General features: G+C 69.4%; 24 protein-coding genes. 16 read left to right on the top strand and 8 right to left on the bottom strand.

Annotation, left to right across the window (positions count from 1 at the left end; all coding sequences use genetic code 11):
- Positions 1 to 116: 116 nt before the first annotated feature.
- Complete coding sequence (locus H8N03_RS18850) at positions 117 to 2,870, bottom strand: DUF349 domain-containing protein (RefSeq protein WP_354005146.1); 2,754 nt, start codon at positions 2,868 to 2,870, stop codon at positions 117 to 119.
- An 852-nt stretch (positions 2,871 to 3,722) separates the two neighbouring features.
- Between H8N03_RS18850 and H8N03_RS18845 the strand changes: the two genes are divergently transcribed.
- The 3 genes from H8N03_RS18845 to nrdR all read left to right on the top strand — a co-directional run bounded on the left by H8N03_RS18845 (position 3,723) and on the right by nrdR (position 6,463).
- Positions 3,723 to 4,532 (top strand): lytic transglycosylase domain-containing protein, encoded by an 810-nt coding sequence (locus tag H8N03_RS18845; protein ID WP_187077747.1) that lies wholly within the window; start codon positions 3,723 to 3,725, stop codon positions 4,530 to 4,532.
- A 229-nt stretch (positions 4,533 to 4,761) separates the two neighbouring features.
- Complete coding sequence (gene glyA, locus H8N03_RS18840) at positions 4,762 to 6,006, top strand: serine hydroxymethyltransferase (RefSeq protein WP_187077746.1); 1,245 nt, start codon at positions 4,762 to 4,764, stop codon at positions 6,004 to 6,006.
- Between the two features lie 7 nt (positions 6,007 to 6,013).
- Complete coding sequence (gene nrdR, locus H8N03_RS18835; protein WP_187077745.1) at positions 6,014 to 6,463, top strand: transcriptional regulator NrdR; 450 nt, start codon at positions 6,014 to 6,016, stop codon at positions 6,461 to 6,463.
- Between the two features lie 12 nt (positions 6,464 to 6,475).
- Here nrdR and H8N03_RS18830 read toward each other — a convergent pair whose 3' ends face one another.
- The 7 genes from H8N03_RS18830 to H8N03_RS18800 form a co-directional block, all read right to left on the bottom strand.
- Positions 6,476 to 7,018, bottom strand: coding sequence for a GspH/FimT family pseudopilin (locus tag H8N03_RS18830; RefSeq protein ID WP_187077744.1), 543 nt, complete (start codon positions 7,016 to 7,018; stop codon positions 6,476 to 6,478).
- A 90-nt stretch (positions 7,019 to 7,108) separates the two neighbouring features.
- The gene (locus tag H8N03_RS18825) at positions 7,109 to 7,522 is read right to left on the bottom strand and encodes a type IV pilin protein (protein ID WP_187077743.1); all 414 of its coding nucleotides are present in this window, start codon (positions 7,520 to 7,522) and stop codon (positions 7,109 to 7,111) included.
- A gap of 11 nt (positions 7,523 to 7,533) precedes the next feature.
- The gene (locus tag H8N03_RS18820) at positions 7,534 to 11,169 is read right to left on the bottom strand and encodes a pilus assembly protein (protein WP_187077742.1); all 3,636 of its coding nucleotides are present in this window, start codon (positions 11,167 to 11,169) and stop codon (positions 7,534 to 7,536) included.
- 17 nt (positions 11,170 to 11,186) lie between these two features.
- Complete coding sequence (locus tag H8N03_RS18815; protein ID WP_187077741.1) at positions 11,187 to 11,735, bottom strand: pilus assembly PilX family protein; 549 nt, start codon at positions 11,733 to 11,735, stop codon at positions 11,187 to 11,189.
- Positions 11,736 to 11,737: 2 nt separating this feature from the next.
- The gene (locus H8N03_RS18810; RefSeq protein ID WP_187077740.1) at positions 11,738 to 12,625 is read right to left on the bottom strand and encodes a PilW family protein; all 888 of its coding nucleotides are present in this window, start codon (positions 12,623 to 12,625) and stop codon (positions 11,738 to 11,740) included.
- 11 nt (positions 12,626 to 12,636) lie between these two features.
- Entirely contained in the window at positions 12,637 to 13,209 is a 573-nt protein-coding gene (gene pilV / locus H8N03_RS18805; RefSeq protein ID WP_187077739.1) for a type IV pilus modification protein PilV, read from the bottom strand.
- 5 nt (positions 13,210 to 13,214) lie between these two features.
- The gene (locus H8N03_RS18800) at positions 13,215 to 13,754 is read right to left on the bottom strand and encodes a GspH/FimT family pseudopilin (RefSeq protein WP_187077738.1); all 540 of its coding nucleotides are present in this window, start codon (positions 13,752 to 13,754) and stop codon (positions 13,215 to 13,217) included.
- 153 nt (positions 13,755 to 13,907) lie between these two features.
- Between H8N03_RS18800 and ribD the strand changes: the two genes are divergently transcribed.
- The 13 genes from ribD (at position 13,908) to H8N03_RS18735 (ending at position 24,701) form a co-directional block, all read left to right on the top strand.
- Entirely contained in the window at positions 13,908 to 15,008 is a 1,101-nt protein-coding gene (gene ribD / locus H8N03_RS18795) for a bifunctional diaminohydroxyphosphoribosylaminopyrimidine deaminase/5-amino-6-(5-phosphoribosylamino)uracil reductase RibD (protein ID WP_187077737.1), read from the top strand.
- 106 nt (positions 15,009 to 15,114) lie between these two features.
- Positions 15,115 to 15,744, top strand: a complete 630-nt coding sequence (locus H8N03_RS18790) for a riboflavin synthase (protein WP_187077736.1) — start codon at positions 15,115 to 15,117, stop codon at positions 15,742 to 15,744.
- Complete coding sequence (gene ribBA / locus H8N03_RS18785; RefSeq protein ID WP_187077735.1) at positions 15,741 to 16,874, top strand: bifunctional 3,4-dihydroxy-2-butanone-4-phosphate synthase/GTP cyclohydrolase II; 1,134 nt, start codon at positions 15,741 to 15,743, stop codon at positions 16,872 to 16,874. The genes H8N03_RS18790 and ribBA overlap by 4 nt, the downstream gene beginning before the upstream one ends.
- Positions 16,875 to 16,889: 15 nt before the next feature.
- Entirely contained in the window at positions 16,890 to 17,354 is a 465-nt protein-coding gene (ribH, locus tag H8N03_RS18780; RefSeq protein WP_187077734.1) for a 6,7-dimethyl-8-ribityllumazine synthase, read from the top strand.
- Positions 17,351 to 17,827, top strand: coding sequence for a transcription antitermination factor NusB (nusB, locus tag H8N03_RS18775; RefSeq protein ID WP_187077733.1), 477 nt, complete (start codon positions 17,351 to 17,353; stop codon positions 17,825 to 17,827). Before ribH ends, nusB begins: the two co-directional genes overlap by 4 nt.
- Positions 17,827 to 19,011 (top strand): pyridoxal phosphate-dependent aminotransferase, encoded by a 1,185-nt coding sequence (locus tag H8N03_RS18770; protein ID WP_187077732.1) that lies wholly within the window; start codon positions 17,827 to 17,829, stop codon positions 19,009 to 19,011. Before nusB ends, H8N03_RS18770 begins: the two co-directional genes overlap by 1 nt.
- Entirely contained in the window at positions 19,008 to 19,424 is a 417-nt protein-coding gene (gene ybgC / locus H8N03_RS18765) for a tol-pal system-associated acyl-CoA thioesterase (protein ID WP_187077731.1), read from the top strand. Before H8N03_RS18770 ends, ybgC begins: the two co-directional genes overlap by 4 nt.
- Positions 19,421 to 20,119, top strand: coding sequence for a protein TolQ (gene tolQ / locus H8N03_RS18760; protein WP_187077730.1), 699 nt, complete (start codon positions 19,421 to 19,423; stop codon positions 20,117 to 20,119). Before ybgC ends, tolQ begins: the two co-directional genes overlap by 4 nt.
- Positions 20,120 to 20,122: 3 nt before the next feature.
- Positions 20,123 to 20,548: an ExbD/TolR family protein gene (locus tag H8N03_RS18755; RefSeq protein WP_187077729.1), complete on the top strand. Its 426-nt coding sequence runs from the start codon at positions 20,123 to 20,125 to the stop codon at positions 20,546 to 20,548.
- 6 nt (positions 20,549 to 20,554) lie between these two features.
- A complete protein-coding gene (tolA, locus tag H8N03_RS18750) occupies positions 20,555 to 21,427 on the top strand; it encodes a cell envelope integrity protein TolA (RefSeq protein WP_187077728.1) in 873 nt (290 codons plus the stop codon).
- A 251-nt stretch (positions 21,428 to 21,678) separates the two neighbouring features.
- A complete protein-coding gene (locus H8N03_RS18745; RefSeq protein WP_187077727.1) occupies positions 21,679 to 22,809 on the top strand; it encodes an ABC transporter substrate-binding protein in 1,131 nt (376 codons plus the stop codon).
- A gap of 18 nt (positions 22,810 to 22,827) precedes the next feature.
- On the top strand, positions 22,828 to 23,706 hold the full coding sequence (locus H8N03_RS18740) for a TauD/TfdA dioxygenase family protein (protein ID WP_187077726.1): 879 nt from the start codon (positions 22,828 to 22,830) through the stop codon (positions 23,704 to 23,706).
- Complete coding sequence (locus H8N03_RS18735; protein WP_187077725.1) at positions 23,703 to 24,701, top strand: Bug family tripartite tricarboxylate transporter substrate binding protein; 999 nt, start codon at positions 23,703 to 23,705, stop codon at positions 24,699 to 24,701. Before H8N03_RS18740 ends, H8N03_RS18735 begins: the two co-directional genes overlap by 4 nt.
- The last annotated feature ends 40 nt before the right edge of the window (positions 24,702 to 24,741 follow it).

The following is a 24,741-nucleotide window of genomic DNA, read 5'->3' as shown; positions in this document are numbered from 1 at the left end:
AAACCCAGCCTACGGGCGGGTTCCAAGCCGCGGCCCGGTGGTGCGCACGTGCGTAGGCTAGGTTGCGCGAAGCGCCCCGTAGGCTGGGTTGCGCGAAGCGCACCCCGGCGTTCCCCTCACCGCCGCAACAAATTCTTCAACGCGTTCTGCAACCTGCGCGCCGCCCCCGCGTCGTACCCACTCGCCAGCACCTTCCCCACGTCCGCGCCCCAGGTCTCCTGCGGGCCCGGCTCGTGGCGCTTGGTGAGCAGCTGCAGTTGCATCTGGCGCCGCGCGGCGATCTGCTCCGCGGGCGTCGGCACGTCGGCGGCGATCTCCAGGCGCAGCAGCGCCTCGGACGCATCGCCCGACGGCCCCTGCCCCAGGGCCTGCACCCAGCCCTGGCGCACCTGCGGGTTCACGACCTTGCCCAGCTCCTGGTGGCTGGGCACCTGCTCGCCCGAACGCTGCTCCCACGCGGTCATCAACTGCGTGAGCGCCTCGCCGTGCGCCTGCGCGGCGAGCTTGCGCAGCGCCTGCTGCGCATGGTCCAGCGCGTCGCGCTGCGCGCGGAAGGCGGCGTCGCCCAGGCGCGGCCCGCGGTCTTCGCGGCGATCGTCGCGGTCGCGGCCGAAGCCACCCCGGCGGTCGTCCCGCGCATCGCGGCCACCCGGTCCCGGGCGGCGGCTGTCGCCGAACTTGCCGCGGCCGGCGGGCACCTGCGTCTCCGGCCGCTTCTGGCCGGGGCGGTCGTCGCCGCGCCGCGCGATGACGGGTTTCGGCGCAGCCTTCGCGGGCGCGGCGGGTGCCGCGGCCGCAGCCTCGCCTTCCCCCTCGCCCCCGGCGGGTGCAGCCGCAGCTTCGGTCTCCGTGGCTTCGGCCGCGGGTGCCGCGGCGGCTTCCGGCGCCGCGGCAGCAGGGGCCGCCGCGGCCTGCGCGTCATCGCGCGCCTTGAGGGCCTGCTCCAGCGCAGCCATCGCCGAGCGGATCTTCTGCGCATCGCCGCTGGCGGTCGCTTCTTCCACCGAACGCGATGCGTCCAGCACCGCGCGGTCGCGCGCGCTCATGGACGCGGCGGCCTTCTCGCGCTCCTGCGTCTTGCGGTTGAAGGCTTCGTCGATCGGCTTGCGGAACGCGTCCCACAGCTTCTGTTCCTGCTTGCGGTCCAGCGGCACGGACTGCGCCTCGGCCTGCCAGCGTTGCTGCAGCGACTTGACCGCGTCGATGCGCAGCATCGGCGCTTCGCCGAGCGCCTTCGCTTCCTCGATCAGCGCGTTGCGGCGCTCGATGCTTGCCTTCTGCGCGCGGTCCAGGGGCGCGGCGGCCTGGCCGATCGCTTCCTTCCACTGCGGCTGCAGTTCGGCGAACGCCTTCTCGCTCAGGTGCCCCGCCTCGCGCCAGCGGTCGGAGAACTGGTGCAGCGCGCGGTTGAACGACTTCCAGTCGCCGTTGGGCGCATCCGCGTGCGCGGCGGCCCAGGCTTTCACTTCCTCGATCAGCCCCACGCGCGCGGCACGGTGTTCGGCCGCCTCGGTCTTGACCTTGTCCAGCCACTCCTGCACCACCTTGTAGGCTTCGTTGCAGGCTTCGTCGAAACGCTTCCACAGCGCGTGGTTCGGCGGGCCGCCCTGGTCCACCTGCTTCCACTGCTCGCGCAGGCTGCGCAGCGTCTCCTGCATCTTGCGGCCGCCGTAGCGCGGCTTGCGCGCGGGGGGCGGCTCGGGCGCGGCGGCGGGCGACACGGCCTCCGCTTCGGCGGTCGCGGCCGCATCGGTGTTCGCGGTGGCCGCAGCCGGCGGCGTGGCGGGCGCCACGGGTTCGAACAGCGCTTCGGCCTTGGCGACGAGTTCCTGGCGCAACTGGTCGGCGCGCCAGCGTTGCCAGCCTTCCAGTTCGGTGGCGGCCGCGAGCGCGGCATGGGCGTGCTGCTCCAGCTTGTCGTCGACCAGCTTGCCGTGTTCCTTCAGCGCATTGCGCAGCGCGTTGGCCGCGCCCGCACTCGCCTTGCCGTGGCCCTGCGCGACCTCCTGCTCCACTTTCGAGAGCGCGTCCTGCACGGCCTGGTTGGCTTTCGCACGGACTTCCGGGTCGACCTTCGGCTTCGCGGCCTTCGGCGTGGGCGCCGCTTCCGGCGGCAGGCCGCGGGCCTGGCGCAGTTCGTCGGCCCACACGGGCACCGGCGGCAGCGGCGCGGTCGCATCCGTCGCGGCGGCACTCGCCTGCGCCAGCGCGCTCTGGAAGGCGTCCCACACCACCTGCAGCTGGCCGCGCGATGCGTCCAGCAGCGGCGGGAACTTCGCGTCCACGCTCGCCCAGTTCGGGTCGTCCAGCAGGCCCTGCGCCTGGGACTGCCACTGCGGCACGTCGGCGCGCAGCGCCTCCGCGGCGGCTTCCGCGTCCTTCCAGGACTTCGTGGACAGGACCTCGATGCGCTGCGCGAGCAGCACTGCCGCCTCGCGCTGCACCTGCACGCGGGTCTGCAGGTCCTCGATGCCCTTGACGCGGTCGGCGAGCTGCGTCTTCACGCCGGCGAGCGGCTCGCGACTGAGGGGGGCGCCGGCCTTCGCGGCGTCGCGCTGCCAAGCCATCGCATCGGCGATGTTCAACCGGGGCTGGGCGAGCAGCTGGCGCGCCTTCTCGGCCCACTCCGCCGCGATCGCCTCCTGCCCCTTGGCGCGCTTGATCTCGTCGAGCTTCTCGCGCAGCAGGCGGGCGGCGCCCTTGTCGCGGGCGCTCAGCTCGCGGAACACCTCCTGCATCTGCTCGGCGCTCGGGTCGCGGGCCAGCCAGTCGCGCACGCGCGCGGCGCGCTCGCCGGAGGTCGGCGCGGAAAAGGCACCCCCGGTCAGCGTGTCCAGCGCCTGGGTGTCGTGGGTCTTCAAGGTGCTCACTGCGGATTCGTTCGTTGGAATGCAAAACCCCCGGCGATGGGGGCAAGGTGCGTATTCTCGCCGCGATTGAAACACGCCGGGCGCGGGTGTTGGATCGCAAAGGGGAGGCGCCAATGAGAAAGCCCGGCCAGGAGCCTGAAGCTGCCTGCCGGGCTGGACGGACCGACCCGATGTCGCTGCCGTCTGGGTCCGCAACGCAGGCCTGGTGCCCGCATTGCGCCGGAAGCAAAGATTGCTTCCAAGAGGGGCCGGGGCTACCACGGATGTGGCCCTACCGGCTGATGCCCGATTCCTCGGGCCCCACCAAGTTAGACGAGGCCGGCGTCCTTTTCCAATGCGCCTTTTCAATAGGGCTCCGGCGCCCCATTGCCACGCGCTGGACCGTGGTGCGGCCAGCCCGTCCGTCCGCCCGGCTTTCCTGACAGGCGGCGGGGCGCCGGCGGGGAGCCCGACGAGCGGCGGCCGAGCTCCTGATCGCGACGGGGCGCTACAGTTTTGGAAGCACCGGCGCCGTGTCAGCCAGCGCCTGACAGCGGCCGACGCCGACTGCCTACGGAACTCGCGGCTGGCTCAGCCCTAAAGTGGAGCCCGTCTTACAACCTGTATAGAATAAGGCTTGAACGAAACATCCTTGACCTGGCATTAGGCGGCTTCCTAGAATCCGCCCCGTTCCCGGACCTGCCGTCCGGGATTGACCAGAACCCGCTGCCGAACCCGGCGAGTCGGATGGCGTGACAGGCCCCAGCAGGACCGGGCCTCCGCACCGACAGCGTACCAATCCAAACGAGGCAACGACGGTGACGTGCCCCCGAGGGCGCAACCCCGCAGAGCCCCGCGTAGAAAGGAAGTGCTATGACAGCGTTAGGAAAACTGGCCCAGGGCGTGCAGACCTTCGTCTGCGATGTCGCCCAAGGGTTCTTCGAGATCACGCACAACGGCTTCGCAGTGGTGGGGCTGGCGGTGGTGTTCTCCATCCTGACCCTCCTCGCCCGGCCCGACCTCCGTCAGGCCGGGGAATCGCAACTCATGTCCTGGCTGCATGCGCGCCAGGTGCAGGCGCTCGGCGTCGTGCCGGAGCTCGATGCCATCGACCGGGCCACGGCCCTGAACCCGAAGGACCTGCCCAAGCAGCAGGCCGCCGTCGCGTATTGGCTCAGCAAGAAGTACCGGGTCGCCCCGGAGCCCCTGAGCGCCCTGGTGGCCGAAGCCTACGAAGTGGGCGAGCGCACCCGCATCGACCCGCTGCTGCTGCTGTCGGTGATGGCCATCGAGTCCAGCTTCAACCCGTTCGCCCAGAGTCCCGTGGGCGCGCAGGGCCTGATGCAGGTCATGACCGGCATCCACAGCGACAAGTACGAGAACTTCGGCGGCAAGCTCGCCGCCTTCGACCCGGTCACCAACCTCCGCGTCGGGGCCAAGGTGCTGCAGGAGTGCATCCAGCGCGCCGGCTCGGTCGAGGCGGGCCTGAAGTTCTACGTCGGCGCCGCGCTCCACCCGGACGACGGCGGCTACGGCGGCAAGGTGCTCGCCGAGTACGCCCGCCTGAAGGAAGTGGCCACGGGCAAGGCGGTGCCGCTGCTGCCCCCGCAGCCGCTGCGCACGGTCGCGCCGATCGAGACGCCCCCGGCGACCAAGATCGAGGAACCGGCCCCGGCGGTCTGATCCGCCCCTGCGTTAAACTCTCCGTCGTACGCGACTGGCGATAGGCGCCCCGGCCCCAGCGGCCCGGGCGCTGACGTGGATTCTCGAACCACTGGGGAGCGTACCGTGCATGTGCGCGCAAGCGGCCACTGGCCGCTGCGGTCATCCTGACCGCGACGGCGTGCACATGCGCGTTCAGCCGTTCGCCTGGGCAGCCCTTGTCAGAGCACAGGGACCACGCAGGACTGCCATGTACGACCGCAACATCCTCATCGAACAGACCGACCCCGAACTCTGGGCCGCCATCCAGGCCGAGAACCGCCGCCAGGAAGAGCACATCGAGCTGATCGCGAGCGAGAACTACGCCTCGCCCGCCGTCATGGCCGCCCAGGGCACCCAGCTGACCAACAAGTACGCCGAGGGCTATCCCGGCAAGCGCTACTACGGCGGCTGCGAGAACGTCGACGTCGCCGAGCAGCTGGCCATCGACCGCATCAAGCAGCTGTTCGGGGCCGCCGCCGCCAACGTCCAGCCGCACTCCGGCGCCCAGGCCAACGAGGCGGTGTTCCTCGCCTTCCTGAAGCCCGGCGACACCATCATGGGCATGAGCCTGGCCGAAGGCGGCCACCTCACCCACGGCATGCCGCTGAACATGTCCGGCAAGTGGTTCAACGTGGTGAGCTACGGCCTGAACAAGGAAGAAGCCATCGACTACGACGCGATGGAACGCAAGGCGCACGAGCACAAGCCGAAGCTGATCATCGCCGGCGCCTCCGCCTATTCCCTGCGCATCGACTTCGCCCGCTTCGCCAAGGTCGCGAAGGACGTCGGCGCCATCTTCATGGTGGACATGGCCCACTACGCCGGCCTGATCGCCGCGGGCGTGTACCCCAACCCGGTGCCGCACGCCGACGTGGTGACCTCCACCACGCACAAGAGCCTGCGCGGCCCGCGCGGCGGCTTCATCCTGATGAAGCCCGAGCACGAAAAGGCGATCAACAGCGCCATCTTCCCCGGCCTGCAGGGCGGCCCGCTGATGCACGTGATCGCCGCCAAGGCGGTGGCCTTCAAGGAGGCGCTGTCGCCCGAGTTCAAGGCCTACCAGCAGCAGGTGGTGAAGAACGCCCAGGTCGTGGCCGAGACGCTGACGAAGCGCGGCCTGCGCATCGTGAGCGGCGGCACCGAGAGCCACGTCATGCTGGTGGACCTGCGTTCCAAGGGCATCACGGGCAAGGAAGCCGAAGCCGTGCTGGGCGACGCCCACATGACCATCAACAAGAACGCGATCCCCAACGACCCCGAGAAGCCGATGGTCACCAGCGGCGTGCGCATCGGCACGCCGGCGATGACCACCCGCGGCTTCAAGGAGGAAGAGGCGCGGATCACGGCCAACCTGGTCGCGGACGTCCTGGACAACCCGCGCGACGCGGCCAACATCGCGAAGGTGCGCGAGCAGGTGAATGCCCTGACGCGCCGCTTCCCGGTCTACAAGTAAGCCGGCGATGAAGTGCCCCTTCTGCGGCCACGGCGACACCCAGGTGGTGGAGACGCGCATGGCCGAGGACGGGGACTTCATCCGCCGCCGGCGCCAGTGCGCGCACTGCGAGAAGCGCTTCACCACCTACGAGCGGCCGGACGTGACGTTCCCCGCGGTGGTGAAGAAGGACGGCCGGCGCATCGAGTACGACCGCGCGAAGCTGCTCGGCTCGTTCAACCTCGCGCTGCGCAAGCGGCCCGTCAGCACCGACCAGATCGACAGCGCCGTGGAGCGCATCGAGGAGAAGCTGCTGAACCTCGGCGTGCGCGAGATCCCCAGCTCGCGCATCGGCGAGCTCGTCATGCGCGAGCTGAAGAAGCTGGACAAGGTCGCCTACGTCCGCTTCGCGAGCGTCTACCGCAGCTTCGAGGACATCGACGAATTCAGGACGGTGATCGACGAGATCCGGCGGTGACCCCGCTGCGCCTCAGCCGCAGCTGAGCACCTTGAGCCGCCGGATGTCCGCGCGGCCCCCGCTCGAAACGACGATCTGGCGCCCGCCGCCCTCCTCCGCGAAGCGGCGGCACACGGTGAGCGTCCCCGCCTGCATCGCCCCGGTGCCCGTGCGCGAGGCGGCCTGCCCCACGAAAGTGAAGGACCGCGCGACCGGCGCATTGCCCGTCAGCACCACGTCCCGGTCGAGCGCCTGGGTCTGCTGGATCAGGGTCTCGTTCGCTTCGTGCGCGCCATTGGCGTTGTTGTCCTGGAAGATGATCCAGCCCTGGTCCCACCCGCCCGTGTCGGCGCAGGTGGTGCCGTTGGCGGACTTGCACATGACCACCCGCCCGCCGCGTTTCACCGCCTCGCTGCGCGCGAGGCGCAGGCTTTCGAGGAAGCCGCGCGCGATGGTGGAGAGCTGCGCCGACGCGTGCAGCCGCGCCAGTGATGGCACCGCGACCGAAAGCAGGACGGACGCGACGCACAGCGTCACGAGCAGTTCGAGGAGGGTGAAGGCGCGGGCACCGTGCATGGCACGGCAATGTAGGCACCCCGCGCGGCGGCGGGCCGTGAATACGGACCCGCGCCGGGTGACAAAGTGGCTCGGGCGAGCCTCAGGCCATTACTTCCAGCACTGCGCGTCGCTGAAGCCGCCGCCCTCGCGGGTCTTCATGCCCGTGTGCGTCAGCACGAGGGTGCCGCAGTCGTTGTCGGTCCACATGGGCAGCGCCTTGAGCGTGTAGCCGCTGCCGCCGCCGGTCAGTTCCACGGTGATCTCGTACGCCATGTCGCCGTTCTGGGGCGAGCGCTTCAGCCGGTCCGGCAGGCTGGCCTCGTACTTGTTCTTGGCGGAGTAGTTCCGCTCCATGTACTGCGAAGCCTCGAGCAGCGTGGCGCGGGCGTCCGCCCGCTTGCCCCGCGCGATGTGCTTCGTGTACGAGGGCAACGCGACCGCCGCGATGATCCCGACGATCGCCACCACGATCATCAGCTCGATCAGCGTGAAGCCGCCGGCCCTCCCTTGCAGTCTCTTCATGGCTTGTCCTCTCAACGGATCGGCGGGTTGACGATGCGGCGCCAGACGCGGTCCTTGGCGGTGTGCGGCTTCTCTTCCGGCTTGTCGCAGTCCACCGTGCACTCTTCCTTGAACTTCTTCTGCCACTTGATGAAGCGGCCTCCGGTGGTGTTCTGGATGCTGAAGCGCGTTTCCTCGGTGCAATCCCCGTCCTTGCAGGTCTTGACCGTGTTCCTGCTGCGGAGCACCGCGTCGATACCGTCCGCGCTGGTCGCGTAGCCGGCCACGTCGCAGTTGTCCGAGCTGTCGATCTTGCCGTCGCCGTTCGTGTCCAGGATGCACTGCGTCGGGCTCAGGCCCGTCTCGAGCGGGAAGATCAGGTTCACGCCGCGGCCCGTCGCCTGCTCGCACTCGGCCACGTTCTGCGCCGGCGCGATCAGGCTGAAGAACGCCAGTTCGTCGGCGATGGTCTGCGGTGCATAGGACACCCTCAGCCCGCTGTAGCCCGCGACCGTGAGGTCGATCGACCAGCCCTTGTACGTGGTGTTCTTCCAGTCGACCGCGGTGCCGTTCAGGTCGAAGTAGGTCGAGTTGTCCGCGCCGGTGACGACCGCGATCGTGCGCGCCACCAGGTTGCTCTTGGTGAGGGTGGTACCGGAAACGTCCGAGGTCTTCAGGCGCAGGCCGTAGAGCGCCTGCAGCTGCGAGGAATCGGCGTCGCCGACGGTGAGCAGGCGCCCGGTGCCGAAGATCACCCAGTCACCGTCGGCATGCGCCGTGACGATCGGCGGTTGCACGATCGGCTGGTTGCTCGGCGTCGTGAACAGCGGCTTGCCGCTGTTCGACACCTCGAACTTGCCGCTGGACTTGTTCCAGTTGATCTTCCACAGGTTGCCGCGCAGGTCGCCCGCGAAGAGCGACTCGATCTGGCCGAAGCTGTTGCGCTTGAGCGTGACGCCGCCCAGGCCGTTCTTGGTCGCGGCGTCGACCTCCAGCTTGGTGACGGCGCCGTCCTGCAGGCCGACGACGAACAGGGTCGCCTTGGTCGTGTTGTTGTCCACGTAGCCGTTGCCGAAGAGCGCAACCCACTTGCCCGTGGTGCTGCCGTCGTCCACCACGCCCACTTCGATCGGGGTGGTGATGTAGCCCAGTTCGGGATGCGCGTCGGAGGACACCTCCCAGCGCACGGTGGAAGCGCCGAGCGTGTTCGGGTCGGTCACGTCGAGCGCGAACACGGCCCGGCCGCCGGCGCCGAGCGCGCCGAGGAGGTAGTTGCGCCAGCTGGGCACCCCGGCACCGGGCGCCCGGACATAGGCGTCCCGCTCGGACAGCGCGCCGTCCACGAAGAACTGGTGGTACTTGGTCGGGCCGCCGTAGTCCTGGTCGGTCAGGGTGCCGAGGTTCGGGTACACCGCACGCGGCACGTAGGCGAACACTTCGGTGCCGTCGGTCGCGGGCGTCGCGCCCTTGGAATCCACGAAGCCGTGCAGCATGCCGCCGTTGCCGCCCACGTACAGCACGCCGGTGCGGGCCGCCTTCTGTTCCTGGAAGGTCGCGTAGGCGGTGCCGATGTTCGGCAGCTTGGAATACGGCTCGACGATGCCGTCCTTGGCGAACACCGGCGTGGAGTTCACGATGTCCGCGATGACGGCGTCACGCTTGCGGTAGGTACCGCTGGTCGTGCCTTCGTTGCTGCGGTCGCCGCGGATGAAGTTGACGAGCGTCTGGGAGCCCTTGGCCCCCATGGCCGTCTTGCTCGCGGTGGTCAGCGCCGCCCAGTCGAAGGCCACGCCCTTGGGCGACGCCAGGCCGCTGTCCCAGGTGAAGATCTTGCGGTTCTGCCACGCCGGCAGGTGCTCGCTCGCGGACCAGAGCTTGGCGCCGGTCTGGCCGTTCGCATCGAGCTGATACGCGTCCACGTCGCCCGACCACACGCCCGTGCGGTACTTCGGAATGTACTTGCGGTTGCCGTCTTCCAGCACGGTGGCAGCGGCGGCCACGCCGGCTTCCTTCAATTCGCGTTCGACCGCGCTGTTCAGCGACGTGCGGATCGCATCCGCCAGTTCCGACGCGTTCGTCGCGCTGAAGTACTGGCCGCGCGAGTTCACGGCGGCGTGCCACAGGTCGTCGATCTTGTCGTCCGTCCAGGCCTTGGTGCCGTCGGACAGCTTGGGCAGGTCGGTCGCCGGATCGAGCTTGCCCTTCACGCCGAAGCCCACGGTGAAGTTCACCATGTGCTGCCAGTAGGCCGGGTTGTCGGCGGTCGGCAGGACCTTGTTGTCCAGGTCGGGCCGCAGGTCGCGCTTCCAGAAGTGCATGGCGACGTCGGCCAGCATCACATCGCTGTTGCTGTCCTGGTAGGGACGCGTGGGCAGGTACTGGTAGCCGTTGGGCGCGATGATCGTGCCCTTCGTGTTGTCGCTGTTGCCGACGCCGGACGGCGGATCCTGGTCGTTCCAGTAGCCGTCCGTCACGAACACGTTGTAGGCGCGGCGGCAGGTCTTGTGCGGCCCGCTGGTGGTGCTGCCGGGGTTGTCGCCCCAGGGCCCGGCGTTGTCCGAGCGGCTGTAGTACTCGCCGACGCCGTACATGGCGTTGCGCAGCGGCGTGCCGCCCGACACGCTCATGCTGCGCATCCAGGTGAAGAGGCCGGTCTTGGTCGTGCCGTCGAAAGGCCGCACGCCCTTCTCCACGATCGAAGTCGCCTTGCCGTCGACGGTGGTCGAGCCCTTCTTGATGTCACCCCAGCCCACGCGCAGGCGCTTCTCGTCGAAGCTCTGGAAGGCTTCCGGCACGCCGGCCTGCGCGGCGTGCAGGCGAGAGCGGTGGTACTGGTACCAGTTGGCGAAGTTCTGCTTTTCCTGCGCCAGCGTGCAGGTGGTGCCGCAGTCCGTCCGCGCCGGGTAGCTGTCCTTGCCCCAGGTGATCGAAGGCGAGCCGTTCAGGTTGTACAGCGTGTAATTGCTGCTGGTGGCGGGATTCAGGTACGCGCCGGCGTTGTCCTTCTTGAGCCGGTAGAAGATGCCCGGGTTGAACGGCCGCTGGCTCGTGTCGAAACACTCGTTGTTCCGGCCAGCCGTCGTGTCCGCCGTAGAGTTGCACCACTCGGCCTCGTCGTTGGCACCGCGCGGTGACTTCTTGGTGAACGTGGTGCTCAGGTTCAGCGTGGGCGTCGAGTTCAGCGGGTTCGTGCGGACCGCCGTATAGGTCGCGTCCGCCATCCGGGTCCCGTCCTCCTTGATCCACGGCAGGTAGCGCACTTCCGGGTTGTAGTAGACCTTGTTGAGGTCCGGGGACCGCATCTGCTTCTGGAACACGCTCTCGTTAGTGAGGTCCGCCGGGACGATGCCCGTCCAGGTGTTGTTGTTCCCCATGCGCGGGTCGTCCGGGTGCATCACCAGCGTGTACGAGGGAAACTCCACCGTGTACGAGCCGACCTTGAACGTTCCTTCCGGCAGGAACTGGAAGGCCATCGACCCCGACTCGTCCATCGTAAGGACGATGTTCGGGATCGTGCTGCCCCCTTCGCGGCTGGTCAATGGCTTCTGCGCCGGCGCCTCCTGGGCCTGCGCCGCGAATGGCAGCCCTGCCGCCAGGCAGGCTGCCAGCAGCACGCCGGCGGCGCCCGTCATGCGCCTGGTCCCGTCGACGTTCTTCCTTGTTTTCATTGGATCTCTCCGGTCAACTAGTTGAACGCTGATGTGGACTGCAGCCACACCACCGAACCTGCTGTCGTCTTGCCATCGGCGTCCGCCGCGTAGTCGGGGCTGAAGCCGCGCGCCGTCACCACCACCGCGACGCTCGTGCCATCCGCGAGCTTCTGCTTCTCGGCCATGCACTGGGGCGCCACGCTCGGCGAGAAGGAGCTGTCGGTGTTCTTGAACTGCTCGTTGGGCACGATCACGCGCGCCGGCGTGCCACCCACCCAGCTGGTCGTCGTTTCCCATTTCGTGGCGGCGCCGTAGTCGATCGTCGCGATCTGGTCGTCCTGAAGCTTGGCCACCCGGCTGACCGAGGGCAGCGCCATCTGCTGCTCGCAGTACCGCAGCGCGGCTTCCGCGTACTGCTGCGCGAGCGCCTCGGAACGCATGTTGTTGATGACCTTCTCGGACGAGATGGCCGACCGCATGGCGGCCGCCGCCGTCAGGCCGATGATCACCAGCATCACCATGGTGATGATCAGGGACACGCCGCGCTGCGCGCGGGCCAGGGGGGTGTGGGCTGGGACTCGCATGTTCAGAACGCCGTCTTGTTGCGCAGGGCGACCGTCGAATAGAACGCGCGCCGCAGCCTGCCGTCGGCGGAGGCCACCTCCGCGCCGGAACAGTCGATGTACTTGTTGTCGTCTTCCGCGGCGAGCAGCTTCTCCGAACTGCGCATCAGCAGGCAGATCCGCACGGCCACCACGGTGCCCCAGTCGCCGCCGACGAGCTGGTCGGGCGCGACGTAGCGCACCGGCCGGCGGGGGTTGGCCGCATCGGCCTGGCCCAGCGAGATCCGCATGGCCTCCACGTTCTCGATCAGCGGCTGGCCGTCCTCGCCGGGCGCGGCGCACTTGAGCTCCGGGCGGCCGGTGGTGCCGCTCGTGTCGACGTAATACCGGTTGCTGACGAAGCGGTAGTTGTAGACCGGAGGGCCGACGGTCGTCATCGCGATCGCCTCGGACCCGAGGCAGTTGGTCGGGACGTTCGCCGCGTTCAGGACGGCGTTGGCGTTGGTTCCCTGGTAGTTGACGACCAGGGCATGGGTCGCGGTGCTCACGCTCGGGCCGGCCGCGGTGCAGGTGACCCCGTCCTCCTTGGACCCGGACAGCGCCACCTTGGGGTTCACCATGGGCGTCGCGCACGCGAACATGGGACGACCGCTGTAGATCTTGGTGAACGTCGTGGCCGCGGCGTCGATCTTGGTCGGCTCCGAGTACCCCGCCATCTGCAGGTCCCGCGCGAGCAGGTTGAAGGCGAGCTGGGCGTCCTCGCCCATCTGGCCCAGGGCGGTCTGGCGGGCGCTGGTCGCGCCCGTGCTGGTGTAGTTGACGACGATGGCGCCCACGACCACCAGGCCGATGACCATGGACACCAGCAGCTCGATCAGCGAGACGCCGCGCTGGGAACGGAAAGTCTTCATCGTGGCGCCCCTCACAGCTTCACCCGGAAATACATGCAGCGCACCCCGTCCTCGCTGTCGACGCCCAGGTCGTTCGGGCATTCCTTGGCCACCTCCTTGGACTCGCCCGTCGCCAGCGTCGGGTCGCGCCAGGCCAGCCAGAGGTCGAAGGCGCCGAGCACGGCCGCGTCCCTCTGCAGGAACACGGACCCTTCCGGCAGGAGCTTGCGCGCGGCCTGCTGCCATTCGTACAGGTCCATGGCCGCGATCTCGGCCACGCTGCAGGTGTCCGCCGCGGCCTGGCAGGTCTTGGCCGGCAGGGTCGGCGCCGTCGCCTGCGAGGAGAAGCTCCCCAGGAACTCGTAGGCCGTCACGTTGCCGTCCACGATGTTGGCGCGGGCGCGCTCCGCGATGTCCTGCGCCAGCTGCGTCGCCGTCGCCCGGTACTGGGACATCTTCGTGTAGCGCACCGAAGACGCGGTGAGGCCGGCGAACGCCAGCAGGCCCAGCGACGCGATCAGGATCGCCACCAGCACCTCGATCAGGCTCGCGCCGCGCAGCGTGGACCGGCGCGCGGGCTGCCGCACCGGGCGGCGCAGGTTCATGGGGCTCAGCATGCCGTCGCTCCCGGTTCGCGCAGGGTCAGGCGGCCCTGGCTGGAGATGCACATCAGGCGGGTGGTTCCCGGCTTGCTGGACGCGAGCGGGGTGACCATCCAAGTGTCATTGATCCCGACCCCCAGCCCGTTCGGGCGGAAAGTCAATGCAGCCTTGGTCGTGGACGGATCGGTGTTCCCCATGGACTGGATCCCGGACACTTCCTGGTGCACCCGCAGGATCGTGTCCCCGGCGCCGTCGATCGCGCCGTTGCCGTTGAGGTCCAGGAAGACGACCCAACCGGTGTGCCAGCTGCCCGCCGCCGCGCACGTGGACGCGTCCGTGGACCGGCAGACCGTCACGTAGTTGGAGCGCTTCACCGCTTCCGAGCGCGCCAGGCGCAGGTCGGAAGCGACGTCCGACGCCGCCGCCTGGACGGCGCGCTTGGCCAGCAGCACGGAGAACGAGGGGATCACGAGCATCGAGAGGATGCCCATGACCGCCAGCGTGACGAGCAGCTCGATCAGGGTGAGACCGCGGCTGTTTGATTTCATAATGGCCGCAAGTATCGGAGGCAGGTGGCGGACCTCTCCACGGGCCTGCGACCGGCGGCAGGCGTCCCTTGACGAGTGGGCATGGCTCATGCATGTGCGCGCTGGACCTTGTCGCCACTGCCGACAGACGAACACGGAACGACGACCAACGCAATGACCCGGAAGATGGAGCTCGCCCTGCAGCACGCGCGCAAGGCCGTGGGCATCAGCGAGCCGAACCCGCGGGTGGGCTGCGTGCTCGAGGACGCCGCGGGGCGCATCCTCGGCGAAGGCCACACGCAGGAAGCAGGCGGCCCGCACGCCGAGATCGCCGCGCTGCAGGACGCTGCCCGGCGCGGCAACCCTGTCGCAGGCGCGACCGCCTACGTGACGCTCGAGCCCTGCTCCCACCACGGCCGCACCGGGCCCTGCTGCGATGCGCTGGTGGCTGCCGGCATCGCCCGGGTGGTCGCCTCGGCGCAGGATCCCAATCCGCTCGTGGCCGGCCAGGGCTTCGCACGGCTGCGCGCCGCCGGCGTCGCGGTGGAGGTCGGCCCTGGCGCCGAGGCCACGCGGGAACTGAACATCGGCTTCTTCAGCCGCATGGTGCGCGGCACGCCATGGGTGCGCATGAAGGTCGCCGCGTCGCTCGACGGGCAGACGGCGCTCGCGGACGGGCAGAGCCAGTGGATCACGGCCGAGGCGGCACGCGCCGATGGGCATGCCTGGCGTGCCCGCGCGGGGGCCATCCTGACCGGCATCGGCACGGTGCTGGAGGACGACCCGCGGCTGGACGTGCGCCTGGCGCCGGTCGGCAGACAGCCGCCGCTGGTGGTCGTCGACAGCCGACTGCAGACGCCCGCCGATGCCGCCCTGTTCGCCGTGCCGGGGCGCCCGGTCTGGATCTATGCCGCGGCACGCGAGCCGGAGGCACAGCAGCGGCTGGAGGCCCGCGGCGCCACGGTCACCCACTTGCCGGGCGCCGGCGGGAAGGTCGACCTCGCCGCCCTGCTGAAGGACCTGGGCGGCCGCGGCGTCAACGAACTGCACGTGGAGTCCGGCTTCAAGCTCAACGGCTCCCTGCTGCGCGAAGGCCTGGTCGACGAGTTCCTGGTCTACCTCGCCCCCAGGCTGCTCGGGGCCGGCCGGGGCATGGTGAACATCGGTCCGCTGGCTGGCCTGGACGACGCCGTGCCGCTGGAGTTCACCGACGTGCAACGGGTGGGCGTGGACCTGCGGGTCGTCGCGCGCATCCCCGGACGCGACCGCTTCTAGGTTCTTTGCGGGAGCGCAGGGAGGGCGGGGTCCCGAACCTGCGGCAAAGCAGAGGGACTCTGCGTGCTGGCAGGGAGGCGTCCGCCGTACCTGTCAAAATGCGCGGATGTTCACCGGCATCATCACCGGCGTCGGGCGTATCGCCGCCATCGACGACCTCGGCTCTTCCCGGCAGCACGGCAAGCGCCTCACCGTGAGCGCCCCGGCCGGCTACCTGGACGACGTCGGGCTCGGGGACAGCATCGCCCTCAACGGCGCCTGCATGACGGTGACCTCCATGGACGCCAACGCCAGCCGCTTCACCATCGACATCTCCGCCGAGTCCCTGGACAAGACGGCCGGCCTGGACCGCCCCGGCGCCGTGAACCTGGAAAAGGCCTTGCGCCCGCAGGACCGGCTCGGCGGCCACCTCGTCTCCGGCCACGTCGACGGCGTCGGCACCGTGCTGAAGATGGAGGCCGTGGGCGAAAGCTGGGAGCTGCGCATCCTGGCCCCGCAGGCGCTGGGCAAGTACCTCGCCTACAAGGGCTCCATCACCGTCAATGGCGTGAGCCTCACCGTCAACGCGGTGGCCGACACGCGCGAAGGCACCGAACTGAGCATCAACCTCATCCCCCATACCGTGCAGAACACGGCGCTGCACGCCCTCCAGCCCGGCACCCGGGTCAACCTGGAGATCGACCTGATCGCCCGTTACGTCGAGCGCATGCTGAGCGCCGGAAAGACCATTGCATGAACGCGCGCGCACCGCTGCAGCCGGTGGCCATTTCGCCGGTCGAGGAGATCGTGGCCGAGATGAAGGCCGGCCGTATCGTCATCCTCGTCGATGAGGAAGACCGCGAGAACGAGGGCGACCTCGTGCTCGCCGCCGACCACGTGAGCCCCGAGGCCATCAACTTCATGGCCCGGTTCGGGCGCGGCCTCATCTGCCTGACGCTTACGCGCGACCGCTGCGAGCGGCTGCAGCTGCCGCCGATGGTCGCCCGCAACGGCACGAAGATGGGCACGGCCTTCACCGTCTCGATCGAGGCGGCCGAAGGCGTCACGACGGGCATCTCCGCCGCGGACCGCGCCCGCACCGTGCAGGCCGCGGTCGCGCGCAACGCGCAGGCCGAAGACCTCGTGCAGCCCGGGCACATCTTCCCTCTGCAGGCCGTGGACGGCGGCGTGCTGATGCGCGCCGGCCATACGGAAGCCGGCTGCGACCTGGCCGCCATGGCGGGCCTGACGCCCGCCGCCGTGATCTGCGAGATCATGAAGGACGACGGCACGATGGCCCGGCTGCCGGACCTGCAGCTGTTCGCCGCCGAACACGGGCTGAAGATCGGCACCATCGCCGACCTGATCCACTACCGCAGCCGCAACGAGAGCCTCGTCGAGAAGGTCGGCGAGCGGCCGCTGGTCACCGCCTACGGCGAGTTCATGGTCCATGCCTGGCGCGACAAGCCCAGCCAGGGCCTGCACCTCGCGCTCGTCAAGGGCGAGTGGCAGCCGACGCAGGACGTCCCCGTGCGCGTGCACGAGCCGCTGTCGGTGCTCGACGCCCTGGAAGTGAACCGCGGCATGCATTCCTGGAGCCTCGACGCGAGCCTCAAGCACATCGCCGACACCGGCTTCGGCGTCGCCGTGCTCCTCAACTGCGGCGAGACCGCCGACCAGCTCTTCGCGCAGTTCGAAGGCACCGCGCGAGCCTCGCACGCGCCGGAGCGCGGCCGCATGGACCTGCGCACCTACGGCGTCGGCGCCCAGATCCTGCGCGAGCTGGGCGTGCAGAAGATGAACGTGATGGGCACGCCGCGCCGGCTGCCCAGCATGGCCGGCTACGGCCTCGAGATCGCGGGCTATACCCCGCGATCCAACGCATAACAACAAAGGACTTTCATGTTTGGTGCAGACAAGGGCAAGGCCGATCGCCTGGACGGCAAGGACCTCGTCATCGGCATCGTGCAGGCCCGCTTCAACCAGGACGTGACGAACACGCTGGCGCAGGCCTGCCGCGAGGAGCTGCTGGCGCACGGCGTCGCCGAGAAGGACATCGAGCACGTGCTGGTGCCCGGCGCGCTGGAAGTACCGGTGGCCCTGCAGGCGATGGCGGAAAAAGGCGGCTACGACGCGCTGGTCGCGCTCGGCTGCATCATCCGCGGCGAGACCTACCACTTCGAGCTGGTCGCCAACGAATCGGCCGCCGGCGTGACGCGCGTGGCGCTGGACTACCAGCTGCCCATCGCGAACGCGATCCTCACCACCGAGGACATGGCGCAGGCCGTGGCGCGCCAGGTGGACAAGGGCCGCGATGCGGCGCAGGTCGCCATCGAGATGGCCAACCTGCTGGAGGACATCGGGTGAGCACCGAACCGCGCAAGTCCTCGACCAAGCCGCCCCGCAGCCGCGCCCGCGAGTTCGCCGTGCAGGCGCTGTACCAGCACCTCGTGGGCCGCCAGGATGCCGAGTCCATCGACCAGTTCACCCGCGGGCTCTCGGGCTTCCACAAGGCGGACGCCGTCCACTACGACGCCCTGCTCCACGGCTGCATCCGCGAGTCGGCGGAGCTCGACGCCCTGATCGTGCCGCTGCTCGATCGCAAGCTGGAGGAGATCTCCCCGATCGAGCACGCCGTGATGTGGATCGGCGCCTACGAGTTCCTGCACGCGCCCGACGTGCCCTGGCGCGTGGTGCTCAACGAATGCATCGAGCTCGCCAAGGAGTTCGGCGGCACCGACGGCCACAAGTACGTCAACGGCGTGCTGAACGGCCTGGCGCCCAAGCTGCGCTCGGTGGAAGTCGAGGCGGACCGCGCCGCCGGCAAGGCCAGGCCCTGATGAAGATCGCGCGGCGCGCCGAACGCATCGAGCCGTTCTACGTGATGGAGGTCGGCAAGGCCGCCTCGCAGCTCGCGCGCGAGTACGCGGGCAGCGACCGGCCGATGATCTTCCTCAACATCGGCGAGCCGGACTTCACCGCCCCGCCGCTGGTGCAGGACGCGGCGGCGCGCGCCATCCGCGACGGCCGCACGCAGTACACGCACGCACTCGGCCTCGACCGCCTGCGCGAACGCATCAGCGGCTGGTATGCCCAGCGCTTCGGCGTCGACGTGCCCGCGCGCCGCATCGTCGTGACGGCGGGCGCCTCCGCGGCGCTGCAGCTGGCGTGCCTCGCGCTGATCGAGGCCGGCGACGAGATCCTGATGCCGGACCCCAGCTACCCCTGCAACCGCCACTTCGTGAGCGCGGCGGAAGGCGATGCGGTGCTGATCCCGACCACGGCCGAAGAGCGGTACCAGCTCAGCGCCGCCAAGGTGCAGGAGCACTGGGGTCCGAAGACGCGGGGCGTGCTGCTCGCCTCGCCGTCCAATCCCACGGGCACCTCGATCCACCCGGACGAACTGCGGCGCATCCACGCCTTCGTGCAGGCGCAGGGCGGCATCACGCTGCTGGACGAGATCTACCTGGGCCTGTCGTACGAAGACACCTTCGGCCACACGGCGCTCGCCATCGACGACCAGGTGGTGAGCATCAACAGCTTCTCCAAGTACTTCAACATGACCGGCTGGCGCCTCGGCTGGCTGGTCGTGCCCGAGGTGCTGGTGCCGGCGCTGGAGCGGCTCGCGCAGAACCTCTTCATCTGCCCGAGCACGGTGGCGCAGTACGCGGCGCTCGCCTGCTTCGAGGACGAGAGCATCGCGGAATACGAGCGGCGCCGCGCCGAATTCAAGGCGCGCCGCGACTGGTTCGTGCCGCAGCTGCAGGAGATGGGGCTGCAGGTGCCGGTGATGCCCGACGGCGCGTTCTATGCGTGGGCGGACTGCGGCGACGCGGCCCGCCGGCTCGGCGTGCAGGGCAGCTGGGACTTCGCCTTCGAGGTGATGAAGAAGGCCCACGTGGCGATCACGCCCGGCCGGGACTTCGGCCAGGCCGAGACCAGCCGCTTCGTGCGCTTCTCGACCGCCAACTCGATGCAGCAGCTGCAGGAAGCCGCCGCGCGGCTGAAGGGCCTGTTGCAATGACGCAGCATCCGGTCTTTACGTGGCCGGTCCGCGTCTACTGGGAAGACACCGACGCCGGCGGCATCGTCTTCTACGCGAACTACCTGAAGTTCTTCGAGCGCGCGCGCACCGAGTGGCTGCGCTCGCTGGGCGTGGCGCAAGGCACGCTGAAGGAAGAAGGCGGCGGGATGTTCGTGGTCAGCGAGACGTCCGTGCGCCATCTCGCCCCCGCGCGCCTGGACGATGAACTTCTTGTTACGGCCCAGCTCGAAGCCAGTGGACGCGCGTCTCTCATAATTGCCCAGGAAGCACGGCGGGGTGGCACCCTGCTGGCGGTTGGGACGATCCGCATCGGGTGGGTCGACGCGGCAACGCTGCGGCCGGGACGCATCCCGGACGCGATCCTTGCAGTGCTGAAAAACAAAGAGGCATGAACCAGGACCTTTCGATCCTCCAGCTGGTGCTCGGAGCCAGCTTCGTCGTGCAGCTCGTGATGCTGCTCCTGCTCGTCGTCTCCGTGACCAGCTGGGCGGCCATCTTCGGCAAGCTGTTCGCGCTGCGCCGCGTGAAGTCGCTCAACGATGACTTCGAGCGCGAGTTCTGGTCCGGCACCAGCCTCAACGACCTGTTCTCCTCGGCGGCGCAGAACGCCAAGATGGCAGGGCCCATGGAACGCATCTTCGCCTCCGGCATGCGCGAATACCAGAAGCTGCGCGAGCGCCGCATCGGCGACGCCGGCACGCTGCTGGATGGCGCGCGCCGCGCCATGCGCGCGAGCTTCCAGCGCGAGATGGACGCGGTGGAGACGCACCTGTCCTTCCTGGCCTCGGTGGGCTCGGTGTCGCCTTACGTGGGCCTGTTCGGCACCGTGTGGGGCATCATGCATGCCTTCACCGGCCTGGGCGCGCTGCAGCAGGTGACGCTCGCGACCGTCGCGCCCGGCATCGCGGAAGCGCTGGTCGCCACCGCGCTCGGCCTGTTCGCCGCCATCCCCGCGGTCGTCGCGTACAACCGCTTCGCGCGCGACATCGACCGGGTGGCGATCCGCATGGAGACCTTCATCGAGGAGTTCTCCAACATCCTGCAGCGCAACCTGGGCGCCCTGAGCGCCACGCCCTCCGGGCACTAGGCCATGCCGCACGTCGCACACCGCGGACGCGGGCGCCGCACGATGAACGAGATCAACATGGTCCCGTTCATCGACGTGATGCTGGTGCTGCTGATCATCTTCATGGTGACGGCGCCGCTGATCACGCCCAGCCTCATCGACCTGCCCACCGTGGGCAAGGCCGCCCGCCAGCCGGACAAGGTGGTGCAGGTGATCGTGGGCAAGGACGAACGCCTGGAGCTGAAGAACGGCGACAAGACGCAGGGAATGACCTTGCAGCAGATCGCGCCGGCCGTCCTGCAGGCGCAGAGCGGCCACCCGCCCGGCAGCGTGGCGGTGGTGATCAGCGCGGACCGCAACGTGAAGTACGAGGCCGTGGTGCAGGTGATGGACACGCTGCAGAAGGCGGGCGTGCAGCGCGTCGGCCTCTCGGTGCAGACCACCCGTTAGGTCCCCATGGACGCTTCCGCCGACCGTCCCGAGTTCGCGCCGCCGCCCGAGCGCAGCATGCTGCGCGGCTTCGCGCTGGCGGTGCTCGCGCACGCGCTGCTGATCGCCGGCCTCACCCACGGGCTGCGCTGGCAGCGCGACGCGCAGGATGCGGCGGTGGAAGCGGAGCTCTGGTCCGCCCTCCCGCAGCAGGCCGCGCCCAAGGAAGTGGTCCCCCCCGCCCCCCCTCCTCCGCCGCCGGTGGTGAAGGCACCTCCCGCTCCCGAGCCCCCGGTGAAGAGCCAGGCCGACATCGCGCTGGAGCGCGAGAAGCAGAAGCGCCTGGAGCAGCAGAAGCGCGAAGCGGAGCTGGAGAAGCAGCGCGCGCTCGCCGAGGCGAAGAAGAAGCGCGAGGAAGAACTCGCGAAGCAGAAGAAGCTGGAGCAGCAGAAGCTGCTGGCCGAGGCGAAGAAGAAGGAAGAAGAGAAGAAGCGCAGGCAGCAGGAGCAGGAGGCGCGCGAGGCGGAGCGCGTCGCGAAGCAGCGCGAGGAGAACCTCAAGCGGATCCAGGGCATGGCCGGCGGCACGGGCGCGCCCACGTCGCAAGGCACGGCGGCGCGTTCCGCGGGCCCCTCCGAGAGCTGGGCCGGCCGCGTGCAGGCGCGCGTGCGGCCCAACATCGTGTTCACCGAGGCGGTGACCGGCAACCCGAAGGCGGAGGTCGAAGTGCGCACCTCGCCGGACGGCACCATCGTCGGCAAGCGCCTCGTGCGCTCCAGCGGCGTGAAGTCGTGGGACGACGCGGTGCTGCGCGCGCTGGACAAGACCGAAGTGCTGCCGCGCGACATCGACGGGCGCGTGCCCTCTCCCGTCGTCATCGAATTCCGCCCCCGCGGCTGACCGCCGGTCCGCGATGCGCGGACACGCCTGTTGCACACGGCTTAGCCCCGATTCCCCATGCCGTTCTAAGCAGCGCGCTTACCGGAGCGCGCAACAGCGCATCCGCGAAGGCCAGTCTGCTACCAAATGTGTAGCCCTGTTTGCAACCGCCCGTAAGTTGCCGCAGCCCTAGCCGATTCCCTCTAGTCATCCGCAAGCACCGTTCGTGACACTCGCGCAGCGCGGTCCCCGCGCGGGAGGGAGTCACAACAATGAAGCGTCGTCACCTGCTGGCGCAGGGGCTCGGCATCGCTGCCGCCACCCTGGCCTCGCCGGCCGCCATCCGCACGGCTCTTGCCGCTGCCCCCATCGTGGTCGGCCAGTCCGCCGCGCTCACCGGCCCGCAGGCCGGGTTCGGTACCGCCATGCGCGACGGCATCCTCGCCGCGCTGCTGCACGCCAACCGCAACGGCGGCATCGACGGGCGCAACCTGCAGCTCATGTCGCTCGACGACCAGGGCGACAAGGCGAAGACGGAAGCCAACGTCGAACTGCTCACGGGCAACCCCAAGGTGCTCGCGCTCACCGGGTTCACCACGCGTCCCTGCTCCGAGGCGGGCGCGGTGCTCGCGGCGAAGGAGGGCATCGCGCTCGTCGGCGCGTTCTCCGGCACGCCGCTGCTCTATGGCGACAAGGCCGCCACGACCTTCACCACGCGCGCCAGCTACGAGCGCGAGATGGACGCGATCGTGCAGCACTACCGCCTGCTGGGCCTCACCCGCTTCGGCTTCCTGCACCTGGAAGACGCGCGGGCCACCAACGTGCCGCTGCTGGAGAAGATCCTCGCCAAGCACGGGGGCCAGCTGACGGTGACCGCGGGCGTCGACCGCAAGGGCCCGGGCCTGAACGCCGCCGCCATCAAGACGCTGGAGAGGAACCAGCCCGAGGTGCTGATCGCGCTCGCCAACAACGCACCCCTGACCAGCCTGATGCGCGAGTACGCGCCGCGCACCCTGGTGCTGCCCAAGGTGGTGATCTCCTTCGTGGACCGCGAGAAGATGCTCGCGGACCTGGGCAAGGACGCCGCCGGCGTCGGCTTCAGCGTGGTGGTGCCCGAGTACACCCGCGAGAAGTACTGGGTGGTGCGCGAGTTCGTCGCGCTGGCGAAGGAGATGAAGGTGGCGGTCACGCCGGTGTCGCTCGAGGGCTTCATCACCGGCCTGGCGCTCGCCGAAGGCATGCGCAACGCCCGCAGCGAAACCCGGGCTTCCATCATCGAAGGCATGGGCCGCGTCGGCGGCCTGGACCTGGGCTACACCAACATGCGCTTCAGCCGCAGCGAGCGCACCGGTTCGCGTTTCGTGGACCTGTCGCTGGCGTCGCGCACCGCGGGAATCGTCTAGAGGAACGAAGGGAGAAGAATGGCCATCCGCCACACCCCCATCACGCCCGCGCTGGGCGCCACCATCGAAGGCGTGGACCTCGCGGAGATCACCCCCGCCGAATTCCGGCAGGTGCACGAGATCTGGAAGAAGCACCACGTCGTGGTGCTGCGCGGCCAGCGCCTCACGAACGCGCAGTTCGAGCGCTTCTCCGCCATGATCGGCGAGCTCGACCCGCCGCCCAATCAGGGCGCGGGCCGCAAGAGCGTGCCGGGCTACCCCAACCTGTACGTCGTCTCCAACCGGAAGAACGCGCAAGGCGAGCCCATCGGCGCGCTGGGCGACGGCGAGGCGTCCTGGCACACGGACATGTCCTACCTGGAGCGGCCGCCGCTCGCGTCCATGCTGTGGTCGGTGGAGCTCCCCAGCACCGGCGGCGATACGTGGTTCGCCAGCATGCCCGCGGCCCTGCGCGCGATGCCCGCGGACCTGGTGGCGCGCGTGCGCCGCCTGGCGATCAAGCATGACGGCACCTACGACAGCGGCGGCAACCTGCGCAAGGGCATGGTCGCCAACGACGACCCGCGCGAGTCCGTCGGCACGCTGCATCCCATCGTGATCGTGCAGCCCGAGACCGGCGAACACACGCTGTACCTCGGGCGCCGCCGCAATGCGTGGATCGCGGGGCTGCCGGTCGACGAATCGGAGCGCCTGCTGAACATCATCTGGAGCTACGCCACGATGCCGGAGATCACGCTGCGCCACCAGTGGAAGCTCGGCGACGTGGTGCTCTGGAACAACCTCACCACCATGCACCGGCGCGACGCCTTCCCGGCCGACGAAGTGCGCACGCTGCACCGCTCCCAGATCAAGGGCAAGTACGTCCTTGCCTCGCCCATCCAGCAGGAGGCCGCATGATCACCCGCCGCACCTTCACCCAGGGACTCGTCGCTTCGTCCGTGGCCGCCGTTCCGGCGGTCCGCGCCGACGACTACCCGTCCAAACCGATCCGCCTGGTGGTCGGCCTCGCGCCCGGCGGCATCGCCGACCAGACCGCTCGCATCATCGCGCCCCGCCTCGGCGAGGTGCTGGGGCAGTCCGTGGTGGTGGAGAACCGCACCGGCGCGGGCGGCGCGATCGCGACCAGGATGGTGGCGAGCAGCGCCCCCGACGGCTACACGCTGCTGGTCGCGTTCGACGGCACGCACGTCACCATCCCGGCCGCCAACCCGGGGGTCGGCTTCGATCCCATCGCGGACTTCGCGCCGATCGCGAAGGTCGTGGATTCGCCGGTGCTGATCACGGCGCACCCCAGCTTCCCGGGACGCGACTTCGCCGACCTCGTGCGCGTGGCGCAGGAAACGCTGCGCTCCGGCAAGGGCACCATCGACTTCGGCACGGCGGGCGTCGGCAGCACCGGCCACCTCACGATGGAGTTGCTGAAGCTGCGGCTGAACTTCTACGCCGTGCACATCCCGTACCGCGGCGGCGGCGACGCGCGCGCGCAGGTGCTCGGTCGCCAGATCCCCTTGATGCTCGCCGCCGTGCCGACCACCTCCGGCGACATCCGTGCCGGCACGCTCAAGGGGATCGCGGTGACGAGCGCGAAGCGTTCGCCTGCGCTGCCGAACGTGCCGGCCCTCTCCGAGCTCCCCTTCCCCGAGCTGAAGGGACTGGACGTGAACTCCTGGGTCGGCCTCGTCGCGCCGGGGAAGACACCCGCGCCGGTGGTGGCCAGGATCGATGCGGCGGTGAAGGAGGTGCTCGCCTCCGAGGAGGTGCAGAAGCGCCTGCTCAACTCCGGCTCGACGCCGGTGCGCAGTTCGCCCGAGATCTTCGCGCGCCAGATCGCGGCGGACTTCGGGCAGTGGAAGCGGGTGATCGCCGAATCGAAGCTGCGGCTGGAGGCATGAGGCGCGCGCGCAACCGGGTTCGCAACAAGACGTAAATAAC

Source organism: Ramlibacter cellulosilyticus, from assembly GCF_014297465.1.
Taxonomy (GTDB): domain Bacteria; phylum Pseudomonadota; class Gammaproteobacteria; order Burkholderiales; family Burkholderiaceae_C; genus Ramlibacter; species Ramlibacter cellulosilyticus.
Note: the sequence above shows the minus strand (reverse complement) of the source record. Positions and strands in the feature narration are given on the sequence as shown.

Coding starts and splice junctions, on each gene's coding strand:
- H8N03_RS18845 (WP_187077747.1), top strand. CDS start 3,723: ATGACAGCGTTAGGAAAACTGGCCCAGGGCGTGCAGACCTTCGTCTGC.
- glyA (WP_187077746.1), top strand. CDS start 4,762: ATGTACGACCGCAACATCCTCATCGAACAGACCGACCCCGAACTCTGG.
- nrdR (WP_187077745.1), top strand. CDS start 6,014: ATGAAGTGCCCCTTCTGCGGCCACGGCGACACCCAGGTGGTGGAGACG.
- H8N03_RS18830 (WP_187077744.1), bottom strand. CDS start 7,018: ATGCACGGTGCCCGCGCCTTCACCCTCCTCGAACTGCTCGTGACGCTG.
- H8N03_RS18825 (WP_187077743.1), bottom strand. CDS start 7,522: ATGAAGAGACTGCAAGGGAGGGCCGGCGGCTTCACGCTGATCGAGCTG.
- H8N03_RS18820 (WP_187077742.1), bottom strand. CDS start 11,169: ATGAAAACAAGGAAGAACGTCGACGGGACCAGGCGCATGACGGGCGCC.
- H8N03_RS18815 (WP_187077741.1), bottom strand. CDS start 11,735: ATGCGAGTCCCAGCCCACACCCCCCTGGCCCGCGCGCAGCGCGGCGTG.
- H8N03_RS18810 (WP_187077740.1), bottom strand. CDS start 12,625: ATGAAGACTTTCCGTTCCCAGCGCGGCGTCTCGCTGATCGAGCTGCTG.
- pilV (WP_187077739.1), bottom strand. CDS start 13,209: ATGAACCTGCGCCGCCCGGTGCGGCAGCCCGCGCGCCGGTCCACGCTG.
- H8N03_RS18800 (WP_187077738.1), bottom strand. CDS start 13,754: ATGAAATCAAACAGCCGCGGTCTCACCCTGATCGAGCTGCTCGTCACG.
- ribD (WP_187077737.1), top strand. CDS start 13,908: ATGACCCGGAAGATGGAGCTCGCCCTGCAGCACGCGCGCAAGGCCGTG.
- H8N03_RS18790 (WP_187077736.1), top strand. CDS start 15,115: ATGTTCACCGGCATCATCACCGGCGTCGGGCGTATCGCCGCCATCGAC.
- ribBA (WP_187077735.1), top strand. CDS start 15,741: ATGAACGCGCGCGCACCGCTGCAGCCGGTGGCCATTTCGCCGGTCGAG.
- ribH (WP_187077734.1), top strand. CDS start 16,890: ATGTTTGGTGCAGACAAGGGCAAGGCCGATCGCCTGGACGGCAAGGAC.
- H8N03_RS18770 (WP_187077732.1), top strand. CDS start 17,827: ATGAAGATCGCGCGGCGCGCCGAACGCATCGAGCCGTTCTACGTGATG.
- ybgC (WP_187077731.1), top strand. CDS start 19,008: ATGACGCAGCATCCGGTCTTTACGTGGCCGGTCCGCGTCTACTGGGAA.
- tolQ (WP_187077730.1), top strand. CDS start 19,421: ATGAACCAGGACCTTTCGATCCTCCAGCTGGTGCTCGGAGCCAGCTTC.
- H8N03_RS18755 (WP_187077729.1), top strand. CDS start 20,123: ATGCCGCACGTCGCACACCGCGGACGCGGGCGCCGCACGATGAACGAG.
- tolA (WP_187077728.1), top strand. CDS start 20,555: ATGGACGCTTCCGCCGACCGTCCCGAGTTCGCGCCGCCGCCCGAGCGC.
- H8N03_RS18745 (WP_187077727.1), top strand. CDS start 21,679: ATGAAGCGTCGTCACCTGCTGGCGCAGGGGCTCGGCATCGCTGCCGCC.
- H8N03_RS18740 (WP_187077726.1), top strand. CDS start 22,828: ATGGCCATCCGCCACACCCCCATCACGCCCGCGCTGGGCGCCACCATC.
- H8N03_RS18735 (WP_187077725.1), top strand. CDS start 23,703: ATGATCACCCGCCGCACCTTCACCCAGGGACTCGTCGCTTCGTCCGTG.